Source organism: Pseudomonas sp. SWRI18 (genome assembly GCF_014268345.1).
Lineage (GTDB): Bacteria > Pseudomonadota > Gammaproteobacteria > Pseudomonadales > Pseudomonadaceae > Aquipseudomonas > Aquipseudomonas cedrina.
Map to the genome: position 1 here is coordinate 129,625 of NZ_JACCQQ010000014.1, position 22,905 is coordinate 152,529.

The window sequence follows — 22,905 nt, forward strand, 5'->3', positions numbered from 1 at the left end:
TCTCATGGGTTAGCCCGCCGCCCGATCATTGATCGCCACGTCCGCCAGGGTGTCCGGCGTGCAGCGCAGATCGCCGATCAACAGCACATCGCTTTCCTGGCGCGCCTTGCTCGGGTCGAGGCGGAACTGGCACAGCAGGTTGTTGGCGTAGCGCACTTCAAGCGTCGGCGAGCCGGCATTCATCTCCATCGAGAAGAACCCATCGACTTCGCTGACCGCGCGGCTGGCGTGGTTGATTACGTGATGGCCCTTGAGCGGCTTGCCGCGTTCGTCCACCAGGCGCCCGAGCACGGTGACGGTTTTCATCACGCTGATCTTGCGGTAGTCCACCCCGCCCTTGTTCAGGTGGTAGCGGGTGCGGTTCGGGACGATGCTCGCGGCCGGCGGATGGTTGCCTTCGAAGTCGAAGCTCAAGGCGCTGTTCTTGTAGGCGGTGATCGGCACGAAATTGCGCCCGGGACGCAGGGCGACGCTGCCGCCGGTCAGGTCGTCGGCGCGCAGGGTGATGTCGTCGAGGTCGGTTTCTATATCGACGATCATGCCCGCGCCGCTGCCCTGGTGCTGGCTGCTGAGCACGGCTTTCTGTGCGCCCACGGCCACGGTGCTGCTGAGGTTGAGGCCACCGGTGAGGCGTTCGTTGTAGGAGGAACGCTGCACGAAGGTGTCACCGTAGACTGCGTCGTTCTGGAAGCTGGCGCGCCCGGACAGGCCGACGCCGTAGGTATCGGCGATGGCGGTGGCCGAGACGCTCTGCAGCAGGTGGTCGTCGAGGGTCTTCTGGTAGGTCAGCGAGCCATTGTTGTCGCGGGTGCCGTCGCGCGCGGTACGCGTGCCGATGCTCGCCGACCATTGCTCGCCGGGCGAGCCGAGGGCGAGGCTGACGCTGAGGTCGACGCCACGGTTGCGCCTGTCGCCGGTGCTGGAAGTGGCCGGGCGATCGAACACCGACAGGCGCCAGTTGGCGTCACTGCCGAATAAGGTGCTGCGCTGGTTCCAGCCCAGGTCCAGGCCAACGCCTTCGATATTGCCCTGGCTGTGGGACAGCCGCGAGCTGATCGAACTTTTGTTGCTCAGGCGATGGTTGATCGACAACGAAGAGTTGCTGGTGCGTCCGATAAAGGTGTTGCGATTTTGCAGACGGGTGCCGTCGGGCAACAGCTGATAGGTGCGCGTGGTGTCGAGCCAACTGCGGTTGTGGCTGAGCACGATGCTACCGTGGCCGTAACTGTACATGCCTTGCAGGTCCATGCCGGTGCCGTGGTCCTGGGTCTGGTAGACGTTGGCGTAAAGGCTCGTGCTGCTGGCCAGTGTCCAGTCGATGGAACTGCCGAACTGCATGGTTTCGCGGACCTTGCGGGTCGACAGACCGAGGATCACCCGAGGGTGTGCCAAGTAGTTGATCCCCGCGCCGTAGGTCATGAAGCCGCTGGATTGTTCTTCCCAGTTGCTTAACAGCTTGGTTTCGCGCCCGACAAAGGTGTTGTAGCGCCAGCGTTCGTCGGGGTTGCGCCAGTTGTTGGGCTTGTACACCAGCTCTTGGGTGGTAGCGGTGGTGATGCCATCTTCGATCAGGCGCACTTCGACTTCGTAAATACCACCGGGCAAGGCGCGTGTGTCGAGGGTCTGCAACCCGGCGGCCACCGGTTGGGTGTTGATCAACAGGCCATTGCGGTAGATTTCCACGGCGGCTTGGCGGCTGGCGGTGACATAAATCGGGTAGACGCTCGGCTTGGGATTGTTGATCAGCAGGCTGTCGGAGCTGCCGTACATCACGCCCACCGCCGTGTCGGGGCTGGCGCCGAAAGAACGGATCTGCCGAGTGAGGCCATCGGAACCAGGGGTGAAATAGCCCAGGCGCACGAAGTTGCCTTCCAGTTCGCGCTGGGTGTAAAGCTCGTGCACTGCGTGGTAAAGCGTGGTGTCCGTGCCGCCGAAGCGTGACACTTGCAAGTTGAACGCCTGGGTCCAGTTACCGATGCTGGAACTGGCCTCCAGGCCATAACGGCCGCCCACTTCTTCGTTCTCGCCGCCCGTGAGGTTCAACTGGTTATTTATGATCAACCCGTGACTACCGCTTTCGGGCTGGTCGTAGAAGCGTTTTATATCGGCATTGCGTTCGATGTTCTCGGTCAGGATCGAGACCAATGAGTTTTCCAGGCTGTAATGAATGGCCAACAGCTGCGCCGGGCAACTGCTTTCACACCCGCCCAGAGGCGCGCCCTGTTGCAGCAGTTGCTGCCAGGTGTCGCGTTCGGAAGCGGTGAAGTTGCTGTCACCGATGTCGGTGAATTCCAATAAGGTAATGCGGTCGTCTCGCCCCAGCACAATCATGGCTTCGCCGAGAAACTGCTGGTCGAGTTCAACACGTACCGCCAGCGGTACATCAAAAAAGTGCGCTTCGAAATCCTTGGGCAAGCCCTCGGATTGAGACAGCAGGCTGCCCGGCGTAGTGCCAGGCGCGGTCGGCGCGGCAAAAGCGTTGCCCCACAGCAACAGCGCAAGCGCGGCCGCAATCGGCGTCTTCGCAAACATCAACGGAATACTCGTCAGTACGGACAGTCAGGAAGGTCGGCGGCCAGAACGGCCACCGACCCTTTGCACACACACTGGGGCTCATCCTGATCCCCACAGGTTTTCTATCAGCGCGGTACGGCGTCGAAGATCACGGTGTAGCTGGCGGTATAGAGGCCGTTCTGGGTATCGGCCGGCTTGGCGGCGCTGATCACCAGGTCAGCCTGGGTACCAGGGGTGGACTGGGGGTCATCGACCACTTCCTGCGGGGTGGCGGTGAGTACGACGCCGTTGAAGGTATTGGTCAGCGGGATGCTGTCGGAGCCGTTGTACAACGAAGCGGCGGTCGGGCCACCTTCAATGTAGGCATGCACCGAACCGTCGGTGTTTTTCACATCGAAGGTGGCGCGCAGGGAACTCAACTCACCGCTGACGGTGTTGTAGTTCATGGTTTCATCTTTACCGAAGTTCGGATCCCGTGGCTGAGCATGGAACTGCTTGGTAGGGATGTCGGCCTTGATATTGATGGCTGAACGCGCGTCGTCAACGGCATAGGCTACCGAGGAACTCAGGGCGGCAGCAACGAACGGCACGGCGAAAGCAAGCTTCTTGAACATGGTTATTACCTGTTATCTAAAAATCAGGGGGTTCTTAGAACAGCTGGAAAAAACTGTTTTTTCTCCAACTAATTGCATTGAAAGTCGTAGGACCCTCAACGCCAGGCAAGTATCAAGACCGATCCAAAAGACGTATGCCGTCCGATTCGCTTAGTTGCGTAGTTAAAGCGCGATGCAACTTATAAGAAAATTATGGCTTTTTGCCAAAACTTTAAAGTTATCCGTAAGAATCGGACTACGTGACTTCAAACAAGAATAATTTAGCATGAATAAGATCTGTACGAAGCGGATTACATATTCAGCAATAGCCCGGCAATTACGCCATTCGAGCAAATTGAGCATTTACTCTAGTTGCTATATCGGCAACTTCCACCTCGACATTAAATAACCTGACACGGCGCACGACCGTTGGTCGGGGAAAATTGCGCGCCGAATAAGATATATCTTACGTTGTATCTAACCAAGACGGAGCGCAGAGAAATGAGAGAGCACCACCCCCATCACGACGGCCGCGACGGCTTCGAAAAACGCCCGGGCCGCGAACGCGGCGGCCGTGGCCCCCGTGTGTTCGCACCGGGCGATTTGAAATTGCTGCTGCCGGCACTGATCGCCGAACAGCCGTGCCATGGCTACGACCTGATCCGCCGCATCGAAAGCCTGTTCGACGGCGCCTACAGCCCCAGCCCCGGTGTGATCTACCCGACGCTGACGTTTCTTGAAGAGAGCGAACTGATCACCGGCGACACCGACGGCGGAAAAAAACGCTACACAATCACCGACGCCGGTCGTCTCTTCTTGAGCGAACAGGCGGTTGCCGTGGACGGCGTGCGCATGCGCATCGACGTGAGCAAACGCTCGCTGCGCGGCCAGGACCGCCCCCCCGAAATTCACGAGGCGGTGCACAACCTGCGTCACGCCCTGCACGCGCACCACGGGCGCTGGAGCCCGGAAGAAATCGTGCGTGTCGCCACGCTGCTCAATCGCACCGCTCAAGCCATTGCCGACGGGAGAGACCAATGAATACGCAAACCATCCACCGCGTCACCCACGAAATCAAACGTCGTCGCCTGCAAGTGCTGCGGGTGATGGATGTCACCCCGCGCATGCGCCGCATCACCCTGGGCGGGCCGGAGCTGGCGGGGTTTATCAGCCTGGGCAGCGACGATCACGTCAAGCTGCTGTTCCCGCAGAACGCCGCCGAACAGGCCGCGCTGGAAAGCCCGACCTTCAGCATCAAAGGCGATGGCCCACAGCCGGCCATGCGTGACTACACGCCACGCCGCTACGACCCAAGCAGCGGCGAGTTGGACATCGACTTCGTGCTGCACGGCGATGGCCCCGCGTCCACCTGGGCCGAGCAGGCACAGGTCGGCCAGCACCTGTACATCGGCGGGCCACGCGGTTCGATGATCGTGCCGGATATGTTCGACAGCTATTGGCTGATCGGCGATGAAACCGCCCTGCCGGCCATCGGTCGCCGCCTGGAAGAACTGCCGGCTGGGCGCAAGGTGCTGGCGGTGATTGAAATCGCTAATGCGGCGGAGCAGCAAACGCTGCACAGTGCCGCCGATGTGCAAGTGATCTGGGTGATACGCGGCCAGGACGACCTGCTCGAAACGGTGCGCAACCTGACGCCGCCAGGCGGCATGTTGTACAGCTTCGTGGCGACCGAAACCAAACTGTCGCGCCAGGTCCGCCGCGTGCTGCTGGACACGCATAAGGTCAATGAGCAATACCTCAAGGCGGTGGGTTACTGGCGGGCCGAGGGCAGCGAAGAAGAGTAAGAACCTGACGCGGTTAACCCTGTGGGAGCGGGCTTGCTCGCGAAAGCGGTGGGTCAGCCAACACATCTGGCGACTGACACTGCGCATTCGCGAGCAAGCCCGCTCCCACAGTTTTTACCGTGCTCGCTTCAGGAATGTGTCGAGGCCTACAACGGTCAATGCAATCACCACAAACCCCGCCAGAATCCCTCCGGCATTCACGAACACTTGTGGATAACCCAGCGTCAGGACATCGATGAACGGGTACTGATACTGCCCGAGCAAATCCCCACGCAACAGCGCATAACCGAAGTACACCAGCGGGTAAACCACCCAGCCGGCAATGTGCTTGAGCCGCAAGTGGCCCTTGGGTACGCACCGCCACCAATAGATAAAAAACAGCACAGGCATCACGTCGTGCAGCAACTCGTCGGCAATGAATTGGAAGCCTTCGGGTTGCCACAAATGACGCAGCAGCAGGTTGTAGGCCAGGCCGACCACCAGGATGCTCACGGTGATGCCACTGCTGATGACCGGCCCGCTGAAAAACCGTTTCGCCGCACTGTCGCGCGCCACCCACGCATAACTCAACACCACCACCGCCAGGGTGTTGGTGAGCACGGTGAAGAAACTGAAAAAGTTGATCAACCCGCCCAGCAGGCTGGCGCCGGACTCCCAGCGCGAATAGAAAATCAGGTACTGCTGAATCACCAACCCCGCCCAACCGGCCAGGGCGGCTGCCGCTGTAAACCGCTTCATGGGATCAGTCCAGCGGGCGTTTGGTGCGCATCAGCTTGACGTACAAGCCCTCGACTTTTTCCCGCGCCCAAGGGGTCTTGCGCAGGAAGGTCAGGCTTGACTTGATACTCGGGTCGCTCTTGAAACAGCGCACATCAATGCGCTCGGCCAGGCCCGCCCATTCGTAGTGTTCAACCAGGGTGGTGAGGACGTGCTGCAGGGTTACGCCGTGGAGCGGGTCGTTGCTTGTCGCGGTCATGCCGGGCCTTTTACCAAATGGAAAACACAGCTGCGCACTTTAGCACGATCGATAAAAGTTCCCGTTCCCAGCGAAAAAGAGATGTTATATTGTAACTATACATCTCAAATCTTTTCGTCGTTTTGCCAAGGAATGTCCGATGTCCCTCTCCTCCCTGTGGCGCTTGACCCCGCTTGCCGCCGCGCTGCTGATCTGCTCCGAAGCCCATGCCCTTGAGCTGCAACCCCAAGTCATCACCGGCAACCCGCTGGGCAACGAACAGCTCGCCTCGCCGACCACCGTACTGGAAGGCGATGACCTGACCCTGCAGCAAAAAGGCAGCCTGGGTGAGACCCTGAACAAGCAGCCTGGCGTGTCGTCTTCGTACTTCGGCCCAGGCGCGAGCCGGCCGATCATTCGTGGCCAGGATGGCGACCGCATTCGCATCCTGCGCAACGGCGTGGGCGCGCTGGATGCGTCGTCGCTGTCCTACGACCATGCGGTGCCGCTGGACCCGGTCAACGTCGATCGCATTGAAATCGTGCGGGGCCCGGCTGCCTTGTTGTACGGCGGCAGCGCCATCGGTGGCGTGGTCAACACCTTCGACAACCGCATCCCCACCGAAGCCATCGAAGGCATCCACGGTGCCGGTGAATTGCGCTACGGCGGCGCCGACACCACGCGAAGCAGCGCCGGCAGGCTGGAGGCCGGCAACGGCACCTTGGCCTTGCACCTGGATGCGAATGCACGGGAGTTCAACGACCTGAAAATTCCCGGCCAGGCACGCAGCCGCCACGCCCCGGCCACCGACGACGCCCCCGGCAAGAACGGCCGCCTGGGCAACAGCGACGGACGTCAGGACGGCGGTGCGCTGGGCGGTTCCTACACCTGGGATGACGGTTACGCCGGCGTGTCCTACAGCAGCTATGACGCGAACTATGGTTCCCCGGCCGAGCAGGATGTACGCATCCGCATGAAACAGGATCACTACGCCTTCGCGTCGGAAATCCGCAACCTGCAAGGCCCGTTTACCTCGGTGAAAATCGACGCCGGCTACACCGACTACGAACACCGCGAAATCGAAGGCGGCGAAACCGGCACGGTGTTCAAGAACAAGGGCTATGAAGCGCGTGTGGAGGCGCGTCACCAGCCCATCGGCCCGTTCGACGGCGTCGTCGGCGCCCAAGTGACCCGCAACGAGTTCTCGGCCCTGGGTGAAGAAGCCTTCGTGCCGCAGACCGACACTAATGCCGGCGCGCTGTTTATCCTCGAACAACTGCAAGCCACCGAGCGCCTGAAACTCAGCCTCGGCGGGCGCCTGGAGCACACCAGCGTCGACCCGGACGCCAAGGGCAACGCACGCTTTGCCGGGGCCGACAACAGCAATGAGTTCACCGCCGGCAGCCTGTCGTCGGGGGCGGTCTACACGCTTACACCGGTCTGGTCCCTGGCCGCGACCCTGGGCTACACCGAACGCGCGCCCACTTTTTATGAGCTGTATGCCAACGGCGCCCACGTCGCCACCGGCACCTATGAACTGGGCGACGCAAACCTGAAGAAAGAAAAAGCCGTGTCCAGCGATCTGGCCCTGCGCTTTGACAATGGCACGCACAAAGGCAGCTTCGGCGTGTTCTACAGCCGTTTCTCCAATTACATCGGCTTGTTGGGCAGCGGTCGTACGCTCAACGATGACGGCGAGGAAGAAGCAGGCGGCATTCCTGAATACAAATACTCCGGCGTGCGTGCACGTTTCGCCGGTTTTGAAGCCCAGGATCACTGGAAGCTTGGCGAAAGTGCCTACGGCAAGTTCGCACTGGAACTGTCGGGCGACTATACCCGCGCCACCAACCTGGACACCGGCGAAGCCCTGCCACGTATCGCTCCGCTGCGCTTGAACAGCGGCTTGCTGTGGGAACTGGACCGCTGGCAGGCACGCATCGACGTGGAACACGCGGCCGGCCAGGGCCGCGTGCCGGATAACGAAAGCGGCACCGATGGCTACACAACCCTGGGCGCGAGCGCGGGGTATCGCTTCAACATGGGCGGTAGCCAATGGCTGGCGTTCGTCAATGGTGAAAACCTGACCAACCAGACGGTGCGCTACGCCAGCTCGATCTTGCGGGACATTGCGCCGGCGCCGGGCAGAAGCGTGCAATTTGGCGTGCGCACAACCTTCTAAACCTCCCCAATCCATGTGGGAGCCGGGCTTGCCCGCGATACAGACACCTCGGTATTCCAGTTGCACCGAGGCGATGCAATCGCAGGCAAGCCAGCTCCCACACATACCATTTCCCGTCGCCTTTTGCAGCGACATTTAGTCACTGTTACCAATTCTGAAATGATGCATCTTGCGATTTGCGCTTTCTCTAGACGCCCACTCCCTTTATCCTTGCCCGCAACAAACTGAAACGTTTCACTTCCGCGGTCGACCCCATCTTGCCGAATTTCCCCCGTCCTCAAGACAGCGCTGTCTTTTACAGACCCGCGCCTGGGGATAAATCGCCCGCCTGTGGATAACCCTGCTAGTCCTCAGAAAACCCGAATTTGCACTGAACCATGCCCCTGTCGAATCGTCATCTACAGTGAAGAAACACGGGGACACAATTCCAACGTAACGGAGAAATACAACTATGAGCGCTGACGGTGCTTCGAGCCCAAGCCGCCTGCTGCCCAGGCTGCTAGGTGTCTTGCTGCTGATCATGGGCCTGGCCTTGCTGGCCGGGGGTATCAAGCTGACGATGCTCGGCGGGTCGCTGTACTACCTGCTGGCCGGTATCGGCATCACCCTGACCGGCGTCCTGCTGCTGGCCACCCGCCGCGCTGCGCTGGGCCTGTACGCATTGGTGCTGTTCGCCAGTACCCTGTGGGCCCTGTGGGAAGTGGGCCTGGACTGGTGGCAGTTGGTGCCGCGCCTTGCACTGCTGTTTGCCCTCGGCATCGTCATGCTGCTTCCGTGGTTTCGCCGTCCGTTGCTGCGCGGCCAACCTGCCCCGCTGGGCACTGGCGCACTGAGCGTGGCCGTGGTGCTGGCGGGCGCCGCTGCCATTGCCAGCCAATTCACCAACCCTGGCGAGATCAAAGGCCAACTGGACCGCGACGCGGTACCGGGCATGGCCAATGCAGCGCCAGCCCAGGCGGATGGCGACTGGAACTCCTACGGTCGCTCGGCCTACGGCGATCGCTACTCGCCACTGGCGCAGATCACCCCGGAAAACGCGCACAAGCTGGTGCCGGCGTGGACCTACCGTACCGGTGACATCCCTGGCCCGAACGATCCGGGCGAGACCACCGCGGAAAACACCCCGTTGAAAGTCAACGGCATGCTCTACGTGTGCACGCCGCACAGTCAGGTGATTGCCCTGGACCCGGACACCGGCAAGGAAATCTGGCGCTTCGACCCGAAGATCAGCAGCCAGGGCGCCGAGAACTTCAAGGGTTGGGCGCACATGACCTGCCGTGGCGTGTCGTATCACGATGACGCCGTCTATGCTTCCGAACAAAGCCCGACCGGCAGCGCCAGCCCGGCGGCCGCGCCGACCGCCTGCCCGAAACGCATTTTCGTACCGACCGCCGACACCCGTCTGATCGCCCTCAACGCCGACACCGGCAAGATGTGCGAAGACTTCGGTGACAAAGGCCAGGTCGACCTGCGTGCCAATATCGGCAGCTTCGCCCCAGGCGGTTACTACTCCACCTCGCCACCGGCCGTGACCAAGGACTTGGTAGTGATTGGCGGCCACGTGACCGACAACGTCTCCGTCGACGAACCCAGCGGTGTGATCCGCGCGTTCGACGTGCACACCGGCAAACTGGTGTGGAACTGGGACAGCGGCAACCCGGACGACACCACGCCGTTGGCCGAAGGCAAGACCTACACGCGTAACTCGCCGAACATGTGGTCCATGTTCGCCGTGGACGAAAAACTCGGCATGCTGTACCTGCCGATGGGCAACCAGATGCCTGACCAGTACGGCGGCGACCGTACCGACGATTCCGAAAAATACGCCGCCGGCCTGACCGCCCTGGACATCAACAGCGGCCACGTGAAGTGGACCTTCCAGTTCACCCACCACGACCTGTGGGACATGGACGTGGGCGGCCAGCCGTCGCTGATCGATATCAAGACTGAAGCCGGCGTGAAGCAAGCCGTGATGGCGTCAACCAAGCAAGGCAGCATCTACGTGCTGGACCGCGCAACCGGCCAGCCGGTGGTGCCGATCCACGAAGTGGCGGTGCCGCAGGGCGCAGTGGCGGGTGACCGTACCTCCCCTACCCAACCCAAGTCGGAGCTGAACTTCATGCCGCCGCCGCTCAAAGAGCGTGACATGTGGGGCGTGACGCCGTTCGACCAGATGCTGTGCCGTATCGACTTCAAATCCCTGCGCTACGACGGCCCGTTCACCCCGCCATCGCTGCAGGGTTCGATCGTTTACCCAGGTAACTTCGGCGTGTTCGACTGGGGTGGCATTTCCGTCGACCCGGTGCGTCAGATCGCCTTCGTGAACCCGAGCTACATGGCGTTCAAGTCCAAGCTGATCCCGGCTGCCGACATCGCCAAGCAAGGCCCGCGCGTCAGCGAAACCGAAGGCGTGCAGCCAAACAAAGGCGCGCCGTATGGCGTGATCCTCGAAGCCATGCTGTCGCCCATGGGCCTGCCGTGCCAGGCACCGGCCTGGGGCTACGTGGCAGCGGTCGACCTGACCACCCACAAGACCATCTGGATGCACAAGAACGGCACCGTGCGTGACAGCTCGCCGGTTCCGATCCCGTTGAGCATGGGCGTACCGAGCCTGGGCGGCACGTTCACCACAGCCGGCGGCGTGTCCTTCCTCAGCGGCACCCTCGACCAGTACCTGCGTGCCTATGACGTGAAAAACGGCAAGCAACTGTGGGAAGGCCGCCTGCCGGCAGGCGCGCAAACCACACCGATGACCTACACTGGCAAGGACGGCAAGCAATACGTGCTGGTCATGGCGGGCGGTCACGGTTCCCTGGGCACCAAGCAGGGTGACTATGTGATGGCGTTCAAACTACCGGATTGACTTCATCGGCGGTAAGACAAAGGCGGCTACCCTGCAAAGGTAGCCGCCTTTTTCATAAGCAAGAAAAATCTACCTGTGTGTGGCTTACCTGCGATAGCCATAGGTATCTACACAACTCTCAACGACTGAAAAGTATCCCTGTAGTGAGCGGGCTTGCCCCGCGCTGGGTGGCGAAGCCGCCCCAATAAAGGCATCGCCGAGCTTCAGGTAGAATCCGGTCGCCTGGTTTGGGGCTGCTTCGCAGCCCAGCGCGGGACAAGCCCGCTCACTACAGGGAGATTTTTCAGCCTTTAAAAATTGTGTAGATACCTTGGCTATCGCAGGCAAGCCAGCTCCCAGATTTGAATCGGCGGCGTCCATTAGAGGGACTCCCGCGCGCGGCGCATCCACATTTCGAAGGCCATCGCATTCAACGGCCGGCTGATCAGATAGCCCTGGGCGGTATCGCAGTTCCACTGTTTGAGCAACTTGAGGCTGGGGGCAAACTCGACGCCTTCGGCCACCACCTTGAGCCCCAGGTTGTGGCTCATTTCGATGGTGGAGCGCACGATCACCCCGTCGCCGCTGGTGCTGTTGAGGTTGCGCACGAACGACTGGTCGATCTTCAACTCCTGCACCGGCAGACGCTGCAATTGCGCCAGCGACGAGTAGCCGGTGCCGAAGTCATCCACCGAGAGGCTGATGCCGCAGCCGCGCAATTGTTCGAGCACGCTGAGGGCCTGTTGCGGGTTGTGCATGATCGCGCTTTCGGTGATTTCGAAAATCAATTGCGCGGCCTCGACCCGGTACTGCATCAGCAACGCGGTGACGCGAATCGCCAGGTCATCATCGGCCAGATCGTCCACCGAGATATTCACCGACAGCTCGACCAGCATGCCGCGCCGCGCCCATTCGCCGATCTGGCGGATGGCTTCTTCAATCACCCACAGGGTCAGGCTGTTCATGCTGCCGGTGCGTTCGGCCAGGGGGATGAATTCAGCCGGCGACACTTGCCCCAGGGTCGGGTGCTGCCAGCGCAACAGGGCTTCGGCCTGGCCTACATGGCCATGCTTGAGATCGAGCTTGGGCTGGTAGCACAGGAACAATTCGCCTTCGGGGGCGGCACGGCGCAGGTCACGGATCAGGGTGATCTGGCGTTGATGGGCCAGGTCGCGGTCCTGTTGGTAGACCTGCAAATGCCCCGGCAGGCTTGCGGCGTCATGCCGCGCGATGGCGGCGCGGCTGATCAATTCTTCGACCTGCTGGCCGTCGGCGGGGTAAGCGGCGATGCCGATGCTCACTTCGTGGCGCAGTTCATCATGGCCGATGCGCTGCGGTTCGGTGAGCAGCGCGTACAGGCGGTCGGCACGGGCCACGGCGCGATCGACCTGGGTGTTTTCCAGCAACAGCAAGAACTCACTGCCGGCGATGCGCGCCGCCGTGTCACTGGGCAGCAGGCTCATGGACAGGCAGCGGCTGGCCTCGCGCAGCATTTCTTCAACGCCTTCGGGGCCAAAACCTTCGTTGATGACCCGGTAGTTTTCGATCCCCAGGTACAGCAACACCACGGGCCGCCGCGCACTGATCGCACTGCCCAGGCGCTCCATGGCCAAGGCGCGATTGGGCAGGCCGGTCAGCGGGTCGTGCAGGGCGTTGTGCGCCAGTTGCCGCTCGCGCACCGCGATGCCGCTTTGCATGGCGTTGAAGGCGCGGGCCAACAAGCCGAACTCATCGTTGCTGCGCACCCGCACGGGGGTCTGGTAATTACCGTCACCAATACGCTCGGCCGCCTGCACCAAGGCATTGAGCGGGCGCAACACACGCCGTGCCAGGAACAACGCACCGGCCAGCGACACCAGCAGCACCGCCAGGGCAATCCCGAGGAACTGCCGGTCCAGTGGCGCAAAGGATTCCAGCGCGTGGTCCAGCGGGCTTTGCAACAACACCCGCACGTCGTCGCCATTACCGGTATTGGCCAGCGGCAGCACCTGGCTCAACACGCGCTGGCCGTGGAACACATGGATCATCGGCTCGGGGTCGACAGGCCCGTCGCGCAACAGGTCAAGGGTAGCGGCCTGGTAAGCCTGCGGCTGGGTACTGAGCAAGGGGCCCGGCTCGCCGTTGTGCATACAGAGGAACGACACGTCCAGCTTGCTCATGGAGCGCAGTTCATTGGCGAACTGTGCGTCCATGGGAAAGCCCATGACGATGCGCGCGATGGGCAGCGGGTCGAGCACTTCATCCTGCACCAGTAAATAGGGCCGACCGTCCATGGCCACGATCAGCCTCTGCAGGCCTTTGCGCCGCGCATGGCGCAGGGCCTGGTCATAGGGGAATAGCTGGCCACGGGTGAGCACCGGCAAGGTGCTGACCATGACCTTGCCGGCCAGGTCCAACACGAAGACTTCGCTGGCACGGATCCCCGTGCCGTGGCGACGCAGGGTGGCAAGTATCGGCGCGGTCTGCCCTGCGGCCACGGCGTGTTTGAAAGGGAGATCGGCGGTCAGCCAGTCGAGGCCGTATTGCAGGCGCTGCCCGCGCAGGTCGAGCAGGCGCTCGAACACCTGTCGGCCGGTACGCAGTTGGACTTGCGCCTGGTTTTCCACGGCGCGGGTGGTGGCGGCCTTGACGGCAAAGTAGGTGGCGGCGACCACCACCAGCAGCAACAGGGCCAGTACCGCGGCGATGCGGGTTTGGAACGTATGGCGCCACCTCGTTGCGGCGCCCCCCGGCCGCCTTCGCCTTTCCGTGCCGCTGCGTCCCGGTGTCATGTGCATTCCCTGCGAGGGCTGACCTGCCGTCAAAAAAATATCCATTTTTTTCATGGATATTGGATTTGAACAGAGTAGCTGGGACTCGGGGTAAGCGCACCCAATAAAACCTGGGCTTTTAGCGGCGGTTTATTGGCGACGCCAAGTTGACCTCATCAAACACTTCGGGCGCGCATGAAGTCCCCCCAGCGCCGCACCAGGTAGTTGTGTTCGTCCATGACCGAGTTCCACACCGCAATATGCCCCATGCGTTGTTCATAGGAGCCGCCGTCGCGCACTTCGCCGATGTCGATCAGCGGCAGGCCATCGCTGCCCGGCAGTTCCTCCCGCGCTGGTTTGCCCGCGTACCAGTAATCCCACTCCGCACGGCTCAAGTGATCGCGGCTACGGGCCGGGTTACCGATGTAGTAGCCCTGCCGCGCCATCACCGCCCCCGGCCAGCCCGACAGCCACCAATTCAAATACGCGTAGGCCGCATCCAGCACCGGCCCCTTGGCATGGCGCGATAAAGACAAGCCCCCAAACCAGGCCCGATAGCCTTCACGTGGCACTGCCAGGCGGTATTTCACCCCGGCGCGGTGCAGGCGCATCAAGGTCGGCGACCACAGACTCTGGATATCGATGCTCGGGCTGAGCATCAGTTGGGCGGCTTCTTCGTCATCGGACCAGAACGCCGCAAAGTGCCCTTCCTTCTGCTTACGCACCAGGATGTCGGCCAGCACATCGATCTCTTCGATGCTCATGTTGCCGATGTCCCTGAAGCTGGCCAGCCCCGCCCCCTGCACCGCCAGCGCGGCATCCAGGGCGCCGATGGCGGCGTCACTTTGCAAGGCCGTGCGCGCACGCCACGCCGGGTCGAGCAGCCAGCCCCAGCTTTCGTTGCCGTGGCAGAAACCCTCGGGCAGCCGTTCGGGACGGTAGGCAAAGCTGTCGGCGTTGTGGGTCAGGGGCAGCATGCTGATGCGCTCGGTGACCGTGCTGCCCAGGCTGCCATCGTGCTGCACGAACAACCGCTCGCTGGGCACGCTGCCGCTGCCCAGGCGATCATCGGGCGACAGGCGCCCGCGCTTGGGCAGGTCATTGATCTCATGCCACAACGCGATGCGCCGGGTGTCGATCGGTTGGATCGCCCGGGCCGGCCAAACGAAGTCGACGTTGTGAAACCACTGGTCGTACAGGTCGTAGCTGTCGGGCTGCATCACGGCGATGCGCTGCGCCTGTTCGACGTCATGCACCTGATACACGAGGCGAATGCCCAGTTCCTGCTCGGCCCGCACGCGCAGGCATTCAAGCAAGGTGACCGAAGTGCCGAGGACCCTTAAGGTGATCATGCGGCGAACCGTCGCGAGAACACATCAAAGGAGCGGCGCAACAGCGCAGGGTCGAGGCCGCGCAGGATAAACACCAGGCGCGATTGACGGTCGCTGCCCGGCCACGCAGGCAGATGCACTGGCGCATGCAGGCAGTGCTGCACGCCATGAATGACGATGGGGGCGTTGCTGGCGTTCACGTTGAGCAGTCCTTTGACACGCAGGATTCGTTCGCCGTGGCATCTTAACAGCATCGACAGCCACACCCCGAAACCGACCCAGTCCAAAGGCTGGTCGAAGGTCAGGCTGCACACTTGCGCGGCGCCGTGAGTGGCCGTGGTGGTTTGATGCAGCTGCCAGCGGCTGACTTCAACGGCGGGCTCGGCACTGCGCAGGCCTTCGCCCAGCAGCAATTGGTCGCCGCTGTGAATGGCATGGGTATCCAGGATCGGCGTGCCGGCATTCAGCGCGCGCAAGTGCGCACGCAGTGGTGCGCAGTCGCCCGCCAGGTCGGTCTTGCTCAACAGCAAGCGATCCGCCGCCGCCACCTGGGCCAGCCATTCCGGGTGCAGGCGCTCCTGCAGCGCGGCGTGGCTGGCGTCCACCAGGGTAATCACCAGGCCGATATGAAAACGCCCGCGCAGTTGCACGTCGTTATTCAACGTGGCCAGGATCGGCGCCGGGTCGGCCAGGCCGGTGGTTTCCAGGATCACCCGCTTGAATGCCGGGATTTCACCGCGCTCGCGACGTTGCAGCAAGGTCAGCAACGCCTCCTTCAGCTCGCCACGGATCGAGCAGCACACGCAGCCGCTGGGCAGCAGTACCGTGTCCGGCGCGACTTCCTCGACCAGCAGATGGTCGATGCCGACATCGCCGAATTCGTTGATCAGCAACGCCGTGTCGCCCAGGCTTTCACCCTGCAGCAGGCGCTTGAGCAAGGTGGTCTTGCCGCTGCCGAGAAAGCCGGTAATGACGTTGAGGGCGATGCTCATGGGGTGGACTCCAAGTAATCCAACAGGCGCGGGTCGAGGGGGTCCAACGGACGACCGAGCATGATTTCGGCCGCTCGCCAAAGTTGATCCAGGCCGCTCGCCAGCGCTTGCTTGCCGGTCGCGCCAAGCAGCAGATAAGAGGCGCCCTGAAAGTCTTCGACCTTGAGCCGGAATACCGCCAGTACCTGGTTGATCGCGGCGATGCGGCGCAGGCGTTCACGGCGCCTGGGCAGCTCATCGCCCAGAGGGTCGCTCCAATGCAGGTCTTCGCCGAGCAAACCGCAGAGTCCGCACATGGCTACACCTCACTCATGGCATGACATCGCCGGAGTTCGGGCCGAGGGTCTGGCCAACGAACAGGTTGCCACCCGGCTCGCTGGCCAGCAGCACCGCCGTCGGCGCCACTTCGTCGGCCAGGCCGAAGCGGCCCAGGGGCAGTTCCTTGGCCTTGGCGCGCTTCCAGTCATCGCTGATGCCACTGACCAATGGCGTCTCGATGGGGCCGGGGGCGATGGCGTTGACCAGCACATTGTCCTTGGCCACTTCCAGCGCCAGGGACTTGGTAAAGCCGATCACCCCGGCCTTGGCGGCGGCGTAATGCGTCAGTTCGGCGCCGCCCTTGATGCCCAGCTGCGAGGCGACGTTGATGATCCGCCCCCAACGCTGCGCGAGCATGTGCGGCAGGGCGCGCTGGCTGGCGACGAACACGCTGGTGAGGTCGACGCGCAGCATGTCGTTCCACATCTCGATGGACAGGTCGACGCAACGCGCCTGGGTGAGCATGCCCGCGTTGTTGACCAGGATATCGATACCGCCGAACTGCTCGACACAACGGTCGACGCTGGCCTGGGCGCCTTCGACCGTGCCGACGTCGGCCAGGCACTCGAACACCTCGGCGCCGAGGTTGCGGCAGGTGATCGCGGTTTCGGCGAGGCTGGCGGCGTTGCGGTCGGCCAGCACCAGGCGCGCGCCTTCAGCGGCGTAGGCATGGGCGATGGCGGCACCGATGCCGCTGCCGGCGCCGGTGATGACGGCACGGCGATTAGTCAGTTGGGGCATGTAACAATCTCCCGAAAAAACACAGTTCCAATGTGGGAGCGGGCTTGCTCGCGAATGCGGTGTATCAGTCGATACATGTATTGGCTGACCCACCGTATTCGCGAGCAAGCCCGCTCCCACATTTTTGATTCAGTACAGTCAGTCAGGCCAGCGCACAGTCAGGCCGCCGTCGATGACGATGCTCTGGCCAGTCAGATAGCTCGAGGCTTCACTGGTCAAGAACTGCACCAGCGACGCCACCTCATCCGCACGCCCTACCCGTCCCAGCGGGATCGCTTTCGCCGCTTTCGCCAAGCCCTCCGGCCCCAGCGAGTTCTTCGCATCCAGGGACTGCGGCGTTTCGATCAACCCCGGAATCACCGCATTGCAGCGGATGCCCTTGGCCGCCAACTCCACCGCCAGCGACCGGCACAACCCCGGCACGCCGGCCTTGGCGGCGGCATAGTGCGAATGTTCCTGCCAGCCGTACACGCCACCGGCAATCGAGGAAATCGCCACCAGCGCGCCGCCTTCGTGCATATGCCGGGTCGCCGCGCGGAAGGTGCGCATCACCCCCGTGAGATCGACATTGAGCATCTCATCCCACAGCGCATCGGTCATCTCCAGCAACGGCGCGCGGCGCAGCAACCCGGCGTTGGCCACGGCGTAATCCAGCCGACCAAAATGCTGCACGGCTTGCGCGGCCAGGGCATCCACCGAGGCGGTGTCGCCCACGTCCAATGGCAACATCAGGCACTCGCCGCCGGCGGCCTGCACCAGGTTGACGGTGGCCTGCGGGTCATGCGGGTCAGCCGGGTAGTACCCGCCGACCACCGCCACGCCATGGCGCGCATAAGCCACGGCGAGGGCTTGGCCGATGCCGCTGGCGGCGCCGGTAATCAAGGCAACTTTACGGCTCATCATTGACTCCTTACTGAACGGTTTCCGGACGCACATGGCGCGCGGCAAACATCAACATGCCGGACAAAAAGCACGGCACGGCGCCGAACCACAGCGCGGCGGTCTGCCAGTCACTGCCGGCGGACAACACCTGGGTCGCACCAAAGCCTGCGACCACCGCACCGATCGGGCCCATGGCATGGATGATCGCGCCACCGGTGGCGCGGATGCTGGTGGGGAAACTCTCGCTGATAAAAAACAGCGCCGCCGAATATGGGCCGATCAGGAAAAACAGGCCCAGGCTGTACAACCCGACCACCATCGCCATGTTGCTCGGGCCGAACAGCATCCCGGCGAACGACAACCCGCCGAGCATCCAGCCCAGGCCGATCACGTTGCGACGGCCGATCTTGTCGCCCATCCAGCCGTGGCTCAGGTAGCCGCAATAGCCCACCAGGTTCGACAGCACGAGGATGATCAGCGAGTTCTCGAACGAGATGTGGTGCACGCTGACGATCACCGACGTGCCCAGCACGCTGAACACTTGGATCGCCGCCCAGTTGAGCAACAGCGCGGCACCGATCACCAGCGTGGCACGCCGGGCCGGGCCACGGAAGGCGGCCTTGAGACCGGCCTTGCTGTGCTCGTCGTAGTCCACGCCGTAGGTTTGTGCGACGTTCTGCGCTTCGCTCACCGCGCCGCTTTTGCGCAGTTGGCTGATGCGTTCATGGATCTGGAACTGCGGGCTCTCCTTGAGCTTGCGCGCCATGATCGCGATGACCACAGCCGGGATCGCAGCAAAGATGAAGCAGCCCTGCCAGCCGATGATCGGCAGCAACAGCGCGGTCAACCCGGCGGCGATCAACGCGCCGACCGGCCAGCCGCCCTGCACCAGGCTGTAGATGAAACCGCGACGCTTGGTCAGCCGTGGGTCTTCGGAGGCGCCGTACAACTCGGTCAAATACGTGGCGTTGACGGTTTCCTCGGCATAACCCAGGCCACCCAGCGAACGGATCAGGATCAGCGGCGACTTGCCCCACGCTCCACCAATCGCCGTCAGCGCCGAGCACAGCGCGGAACCGGCCACGGTGAAAATAATCCCTTTGCGGCGCCCCAGCTTGTCCACGATCGGGCCGATGGCCAGGGCGACCACGGCGGTTCCCACCGCCACCCAGGTCGCGATTTCAGCTTGCTCCACTTCACCCCAGCCAAAATGCCGGCCGATCTCCGGCAGCAAGGTGCCGAACAGGATGAAGTCATACACCGCAAACACCCAGGCGAAAAACGCGATCCAGGTGGCGAAACGCACCTCCTGGGAGGTCAGTTGCCGGGGTTTCCAGCCAGTCAGGTCAAGCTTGTTGTAGATGGACATAAATCGCGCCTCAGGGGGTGGGAGCAAAGGTTCAGGTACGCGGTTGACGGCGGATGAAGTCATCGGCGATTTCGTCGAAGGTGACGAAGCGCACGCCGGCATGGCTCTGGATGTGTTCGATCAGGCGCTCGAGCATCAGCAGCACTTGCGGGCGGCCGGACACATCGGGGTGGATGGTCATGGTGAACACGGCGTGTTCGTGTTCGCGGTAGACCCAGTCGAACTGGTCGCGCCACATTTCTTCCAGGTGACGCGGGTTGACGAAGCCGTGGCTGTTGGGGGCTTTCTTGATGAACATCATTGGCGGCAGGTCGTCGAGGTACCAGTTGGCCGGGATCTCCACCAGGTCGGTTTCTTCGCCGCGCACCAGGGGCTTCATCCAGGTATCGGGGTGCTGGCTGTAGTCGATCTTGGTCCAGGTATCGCCCTTGCGCACGTAGTAGGGGTGGAAATCGTTGTGCATCAGACTGTGGTCGTACTTGATGCCTTTTTTCAGCAGCAGCTCATTGGTGACCTTGCTGAATTCCCACCATGGCGCCACGTAGCCGGTGGGGCGCTTGCCGGTGACCTGGGTGATCAGTTCGATGGACTTGTCGAGGACGATTTCTTCCTGCTCGGCGGTCATCGCGATCGGGTTTTCGTGGCTGTAGCCGTGCACGCCGATCTCGTGGCCGGCGTCGGCCACGGCCTTCATCTGCTCGGGGAAGGTTTCCATCGAGTGGCCGGGGATAAACCAAGTGGTGCGCAGGCCGTAGCGTTCGAACAGTTTGAGCAGGCGTGGCGCACCGATTTCACCGGCGAACAGACCGCGGGAGATGTCGTCCGGCGAGTCTTCGCCGCCGTAGGAACCGAGCCAGCCGGCGACGGCGTCAACGTCGACGCCGAATGCACAGAGGATGTCTTTAGCCATGGTGTGTCTCCTTAAATTGTCATTACGGATTCGACGGACAACGCCGCGCGCAGCAGGCGTGCGTCTTCTCCCGTCGGGGCGCTGAGCAGCAACCCGGTGGGCAGGCCCTGGGCATCGCGGCCGCTGGGCAGGGTCACGCCTGGCATGTCGAGCAAACTGCCGGGCATGGTCAGGCGCAGAGTGGCGAGGTTGGTTGTAACGAACAGGTCGTCGTCGGCTTCAAGCGCCGCCAACGCCGGGGCGACATGGGCGACGGTCGGGGTGATCAGGACGGCGCCGTCGAGGTCTTCGATCAGTTGCTGTTGCAGGCGACGGCGCGCGTCGGTCAGGTGGATCAGCTGGCTGGCCGGCAGCGAACGCGCGGCTTCCAGGCGGCGGCGCACGCGTGGGTCGAGCTGGTCGGCGTCGCGGCTGTCGAGCAACGCTTGGTGCAGGGCGAAGGCTTCGAAGGCGCCGAGCCAGCCGTGGTGTTTGATCAGCTCAAGTGTCGCCTGGAAGGCCGGGCATTCGCGCTCTTCCACCAGCGCGCCGTGGGCCTTGAGCTGCTCCACCGCGCGCAGCAGGTTGTTGCGCACGGCGGGTTCGACATCCTTCTGCGCCAGCACGAAGCGCTGGCCCTTGAGGCTGCGGGCGACGTGGGTGTGGGTGCGGCCATGCAGCAAGTCGTCGACGGCCAGGGCATCACGCACGCTGCGGCTTATCGGGCCGAGGCTGTCGAGGCTGTGCGCCAGTGGAAACACGCCGTCGCGGCTGTAGCGCCGACTGCTGCCGCGGTAACCCACCAGGCCGTTGAACGCCGAGGGGATGCGAATGGAACCGGCCGTGTCGGTGCCCATGGCGATGGGCACGATGCCAGCGGCCACGGCCACGGCCGAGCCCGAAGACGATCCGCCGGGGATGCGCGGTTGATCCGTGCCATGGGGATTGTGCGGCGTGCCGAAATGGGGGTTCAGGCCCAGGCCGGAATAGGCCAGTTCACTGAGATTGGTCTTGCCCACGCTGACCATCCCGGCGCGGCACAACAAGCCGACGGTGGGCGCATCGAGCAACGCGACGGGCGCATGGCGGCGGTAGGCGGCGCCCGCCGTGGTGACGCTGCCGGCCACGTCGAACAGGTCCTTCCAGGCCAGCGGCACGCCATCGAACACGCTCAACGGCTGGCCGGCGCGCCAACGCGCGGCGGCGGCTTCGGCTTCACGGCGGGCGCGCTCGGGCGTCAGGCTGATAAATACCGACGGAACCTGGCTCGCCTTATCGAGTGCCTGTTCGAGGGCTTGCACCGGGTCATTGCGACCGCTGGCGAAGTCCTCGGCCATTGAAGTGGCGTCTGACATCGGGTTGACCCTCATAAAACGTACATATTAATAAAATGTACATTTTACAAAGGCAGCTTTCGTGCCAGTCTGTGTTCAACGGGTTTTGCGCAAACCGGGATTAACGTTCAGAGCTACGGGGTAGATGGTTTTGTTTGAGGAAAAAAATCTCGGCAGAGCTTTGTACGGTGGCTTTAATGAAATAATGTATCTTTTATTAATAAGTACATTTTGGTGCAGAAAAGTAACAATTTTTCTGTCGAGGCCCCAAAAACGTGCCGCTGACGTGGCGCAGAGTGACAGGCACATCTATGAGAGAATCCCCGGCCAACCGTCCCTACCCCTCTGAGAACGCAATGAAAGCAGTGTCCGCCTCGGCCTCACGTTACGCGATGATTCACAAAGTGATGCGCGACGCGATCGTCAACGGCACCGCCCGCCATGGGCTGGTGTTGCTGGAAGCGCCGCTGGCGGAACTGTTCGGCACCAGCCGCGTGCCGGTGCGCAAGGCCTTGGACCTGCTGCATGACGAAGGCTTGATCTGCCGCTTCAACGGCCGGGGCTACCTGATCAACCCGCAAGGCCTGGCCATGGAGCCGCTTCGCCTGCCCTTGAGCCATGCGCACCTGGGGCTTAACGGTGAGGACGAGTTGGTGGACACGCGGCCGCTGGGCGAGCGCATTGTCGAGGAAATCGGCGCGGCGTTGTCCACCTGCATTGCCTTCGGCCATTACCGCCTGGACGAGCAAGCCGCCGCCGACCACTACGGCGTCAGCCGCGCGGTGGTGCGTGAAGCGCTGATGCGCCTGCGCGATCGTGGGCTGGTGGAAAAAGAGCCCTACTCCCAATGGCTGGCGGGGCCTTTGACCGCGCGGGAAGTCACCGAAGACTACGAACTGCGCGCGTGCCTGGAGCCCGAAGCCCTGCGCCAGAGCGCGCCCAACCTCGACCGCGAGCTGCTCGAAGCCATGCTGCAACGCGTGCTGGACGCCCAGGAGAGCCCGCAGTGCAGCCTGGAAGCCATCGAGCGGATCGAGGAAGACTTGCACCAACGCTGCCTGGCCGGCCTGCAGAATCGCAAGATCGCAGCGCTGATTCGTCAGGGGCAGAGCCCGATGATCATCAGCCGGATTTTTTATCGCTTGCTGGGGATCGGCGCCGATCCGGCGATGTTGGCCGAACATCGGTTGATTCTGGAGTTGTTGCTGCATGGGGCGTTTGATGCGGCGGCGTTGAACCTGCGTGAGCATTTGCAACGGGCTCGGCAGCGGATGTTGCAGCGATTGAAGGTGTTGTCGGTGTTGCCCGAACAGCCGCTTCCTGGCTATCTGCATAAAATCAGCTGACATCGCGCTTACGTGGCGGCCTTTGGGCCGACCAGGCTGTTGGGGTTGACCGTGTACATATCCGT

General features: G+C 62.6%; 19 protein-coding genes. 5 read left to right on the plus strand and 14 right to left on the minus strand.

All coding sequences use genetic code 11. The features are described from left to right. Positions 1–9: 9 nt before the first annotated feature. Positions 10–2,532, minus strand: coding sequence for a CS1-pili formation C-terminal domain-containing protein (locus H0Z09_RS16860; protein WP_186691541.1), 2,523 nt, complete (start codon positions 2,530–2,532; stop codon positions 10–12). A 107-nt stretch (positions 2,533–2,639) separates the two neighbouring features. Next, positions 2,640–3,128, minus strand: a complete 489-nt coding sequence (locus tag H0Z09_RS16865; protein WP_186691544.1) for a CS1 type fimbrial major subunit — start codon at positions 3,126–3,128, stop codon at positions 2,640–2,642. 480 nt (positions 3,129–3,608) lie between these two features. Here H0Z09_RS16865 and H0Z09_RS16870 point away from each other — a divergent pair, with 480 nt between their 5' ends. Together H0Z09_RS16870 and H0Z09_RS16875 are read left to right on the plus strand one after the other, a co-directional pair. Next, a complete protein-coding gene (locus H0Z09_RS16870; protein WP_186691546.1) occupies positions 3,609–4,148 on the plus strand; it encodes a PadR family transcriptional regulator in 540 nt (179 codons plus the stop codon). Next, complete coding sequence (locus tag H0Z09_RS16875; protein ID WP_186691548.1) at positions 4,145–4,912, plus strand: siderophore-interacting protein; 768 nt, start codon at positions 4,145–4,147, stop codon at positions 4,910–4,912. Before H0Z09_RS16870 ends, H0Z09_RS16875 begins: the two co-directional genes overlap by 4 nt. 114 nt (positions 4,913–5,026) lie before the next feature. On the opposite strand, the gene H0Z09_RS16880 is transcribed toward H0Z09_RS16875, so the two are convergent. Beyond that, positions 5,027–5,650 carry a Pr6Pr family membrane protein gene (locus H0Z09_RS16880; protein ID WP_186691550.1) on the minus strand — a complete coding sequence of 208 codons (624 nt, stop codon included), beginning with the start codon at positions 5,648–5,650 and terminating at the stop codon, positions 5,027–5,029. A 4-nt stretch (positions 5,651–5,654) separates the two neighbouring features. Beyond that, positions 5,655–5,888, minus strand: a complete 234-nt coding sequence (locus H0Z09_RS16885) for a VF530 family protein (RefSeq protein WP_048720273.1) — start codon at positions 5,886–5,888, stop codon at positions 5,655–5,657. Positions 5,889–6,027: 139 nt separating this feature from the next. Between H0Z09_RS16885 and H0Z09_RS16890 the strand changes: the two genes are divergently transcribed. Both H0Z09_RS16890 and H0Z09_RS16895 read left to right on the plus strand, forming a co-directional pair. Beyond that, complete coding sequence (locus H0Z09_RS16890) at positions 6,028–8,046, plus strand: TonB-dependent receptor (protein ID WP_186691552.1); 2,019 nt, start codon at positions 6,028–6,030, stop codon at positions 8,044–8,046. A 451-nt stretch (positions 8,047–8,497) separates the two neighbouring features. Next, positions 8,498–10,909 carry a glucose/quinate/shikimate family membrane-bound PQQ-dependent dehydrogenase gene (locus tag H0Z09_RS16895; RefSeq protein WP_076951352.1) on the plus strand — a complete coding sequence of 804 codons (2,412 nt, stop codon included), beginning with the start codon at positions 8,498–8,500 and terminating at the stop codon, positions 10,907–10,909. Between the two features lie 84 nt (positions 10,910–10,993). On the opposite strand, the gene H0Z09_RS16900 is transcribed toward H0Z09_RS16895, so the two are convergent. The 10 genes from H0Z09_RS16900 to H0Z09_RS16945 all read right to left on the minus strand — a co-directional run bounded on the left by H0Z09_RS16900 (position 10,994) and on the right by H0Z09_RS16945 (position 21,515). Then, positions 10,994–11,269: a hypothetical protein gene (locus H0Z09_RS16900; RefSeq protein ID WP_186691554.1), complete on the minus strand. Its 276-nt coding sequence runs from the start codon at positions 11,267–11,269 to the stop codon at positions 10,994–10,996. Then, entirely contained in the window at positions 11,269–13,659 is a 2,391-nt protein-coding gene (locus tag H0Z09_RS16905) for an EAL domain-containing protein (protein WP_186691556.1), read from the minus strand. The genes H0Z09_RS16900 and H0Z09_RS16905 overlap by 1 nt, the downstream gene beginning before the upstream one ends. A 155-nt stretch (positions 13,660–13,814) precedes the next feature. Beyond that, positions 13,815–14,990, minus strand: a complete 1,176-nt coding sequence (locus tag H0Z09_RS16910; RefSeq protein ID WP_186691559.1) for an extracellular solute-binding protein — start codon at positions 14,988–14,990, stop codon at positions 13,815–13,817. Continuing rightward, complete coding sequence (locus tag H0Z09_RS16915; protein ID WP_076951345.1) at positions 14,987–15,961, minus strand: GTP-binding protein; 975 nt, start codon at positions 15,959–15,961, stop codon at positions 14,987–14,989. Before H0Z09_RS16915 ends, H0Z09_RS16910 begins: the two co-directional genes overlap by 4 nt. Continuing rightward, positions 15,958–16,257 (minus strand): hypothetical protein, encoded by a 300-nt coding sequence (locus H0Z09_RS16920; protein WP_186691561.1) that lies wholly within the window; start codon positions 16,255–16,257, stop codon positions 15,958–15,960. The genes H0Z09_RS16915 and H0Z09_RS16920 overlap by 4 nt, the downstream gene beginning before the upstream one ends. 13 nt (positions 16,258–16,270) lie before the next feature. Further along, the gene (locus tag H0Z09_RS16925; RefSeq protein WP_124357205.1) at positions 16,271–17,020 is read right to left on the minus strand and encodes an SDR family NAD(P)-dependent oxidoreductase; all 750 of its coding nucleotides are present in this window, start codon (positions 17,018–17,020) and stop codon (positions 16,271–16,273) included. 138 nt (positions 17,021–17,158) lie between these two features. Then, on the minus strand, positions 17,159–17,920 hold the full coding sequence (locus H0Z09_RS16930; protein ID WP_186691563.1) for an SDR family NAD(P)-dependent oxidoreductase: 762 nt from the start codon (positions 17,918–17,920) through the stop codon (positions 17,159–17,161). A 10-nt stretch (positions 17,921–17,930) separates the two neighbouring features. Next, complete coding sequence (locus H0Z09_RS16935; RefSeq protein ID WP_186691566.1) at positions 17,931–19,271, minus strand: MFS transporter; 1,341 nt, start codon at positions 19,269–19,271, stop codon at positions 17,931–17,933. A gap of 31 nt (positions 19,272–19,302) precedes the next feature. Continuing rightward, on the minus strand, positions 19,303–20,181 hold the full coding sequence (locus tag H0Z09_RS16940; RefSeq protein ID WP_003210406.1) for a polysaccharide deacetylase: 879 nt from the start codon (positions 20,179–20,181) through the stop codon (positions 19,303–19,305). A gap of 11 nt (positions 20,182–20,192) precedes the next feature. Then, on the minus strand, positions 20,193–21,515 hold the full coding sequence (locus H0Z09_RS16945; RefSeq protein WP_186691568.1) for an amidase: 1,323 nt from the start codon (positions 21,513–21,515) through the stop codon (positions 20,193–20,195). A gap of 335 nt (positions 21,516–21,850) precedes the next feature. On the opposite strand from H0Z09_RS16945, the gene H0Z09_RS16950 reads away from it, so the two are divergent. Then, positions 21,851–22,840 carry a GntR family transcriptional regulator gene (locus tag H0Z09_RS16950; RefSeq protein ID WP_186691570.1) on the plus strand — a complete coding sequence of 330 codons (990 nt, stop codon included), beginning with the start codon at positions 21,851–21,853 and terminating at the stop codon, positions 22,838–22,840. The last annotated feature ends 65 nt before the right edge of the window (positions 22,841–22,905 follow it).

Excerpts from the sequence above, each read along its gene's own strand:
- H0Z09_RS16895 (WP_076951352.1), top strand. The coding sequence starts at position 8,498 with ATGAGCGCTGACGGTGCTTCGAGCCCAAGCCGCCTGCTGCCCAGGCTG.
- H0Z09_RS16870 (WP_186691546.1), top strand. The coding sequence starts at position 3,609 with ATGAGAGAGCACCACCCCCATCACGACGGCCGCGACGGCTTCGAAAAA.
- H0Z09_RS16920 (WP_186691561.1), bottom strand. The coding sequence starts at position 16,257 with ATGTGCGGACTCTGCGGTTTGCTCGGCGAAGACCTGCATTGGAGCGAC.
- H0Z09_RS16940 (WP_003210406.1), bottom strand. The coding sequence starts at position 20,181 with ATGGCTAAAGACATCCTCTGTGCATTCGGCGTCGACGTTGACGCCGTC.
- H0Z09_RS16865 (WP_186691544.1), bottom strand. The coding sequence starts at position 3,128 with ATGTTCAAGAAGCTTGCTTTCGCCGTGCCGTTCGTTGCTGCCGCCCTG.
- H0Z09_RS16885 (WP_048720273.1), bottom strand. The coding sequence starts at position 5,888 with ATGACCGCGACAAGCAACGACCCGCTCCACGGCGTAACCCTGCAGCAC.
- H0Z09_RS16915 (WP_076951345.1), bottom strand. The coding sequence starts at position 15,961 with ATGAGCATCGCCCTCAACGTCATTACCGGCTTTCTCGGCAGCGGCAAG.
- H0Z09_RS16910 (WP_186691559.1), bottom strand. The coding sequence starts at position 14,990 with ATGATCACCTTAAGGGTCCTCGGCACTTCGGTCACCTTGCTTGAATGC.
- H0Z09_RS16905 (WP_186691556.1), bottom strand. The coding sequence starts at position 13,659 with ATGACACCGGGACGCAGCGGCACGGAAAGGCGAAGGCGGCCGGGGGGC.
- H0Z09_RS16930 (WP_186691563.1), bottom strand. The coding sequence starts at position 17,920 with ATGAGCCGTAAAGTTGCCTTGATTACCGGCGCCGCCAGCGGCATCGGC.
- H0Z09_RS16950 (WP_186691570.1), top strand. The coding sequence starts at position 21,851 with ATGAAAGCAGTGTCCGCCTCGGCCTCACGTTACGCGATGATTCACAAA.
- H0Z09_RS16875 (WP_186691548.1), top strand. The coding sequence starts at position 4,145 with ATGAATACGCAAACCATCCACCGCGTCACCCACGAAATCAAACGTCGT.
- H0Z09_RS16925 (WP_124357205.1), bottom strand. The coding sequence starts at position 17,020 with ATGCCCCAACTGACTAATCGCCGTGCCGTCATCACCGGCGCCGGCAGC.
- H0Z09_RS16860 (WP_186691541.1), bottom strand. The coding sequence starts at position 2,532 with ATGTTTGCGAAGACGCCGATTGCGGCCGCGCTTGCGCTGTTGCTGTGG.
- H0Z09_RS16890 (WP_186691552.1), top strand. The coding sequence starts at position 6,028 with ATGTCCCTCTCCTCCCTGTGGCGCTTGACCCCGCTTGCCGCCGCGCTG.
- H0Z09_RS16900 (WP_186691554.1), bottom strand. The coding sequence starts at position 11,269 with ATGGACGCCGCCGATTCAAATCTGGGAGCTGGCTTGCCTGCGATAGCC.
- H0Z09_RS16935 (WP_186691566.1), bottom strand. The coding sequence starts at position 19,271 with ATGTCCATCTACAACAAGCTTGACCTGACTGGCTGGAAACCCCGGCAA.
- H0Z09_RS16945 (WP_186691568.1), bottom strand. The coding sequence starts at position 21,515 with ATGTCAGACGCCACTTCAATGGCCGAGGACTTCGCCAGCGGTCGCAAT.
- H0Z09_RS16880 (WP_186691550.1), bottom strand. The coding sequence starts at position 5,650 with ATGAAGCGGTTTACAGCGGCAGCCGCCCTGGCCGGTTGGGCGGGGTTG.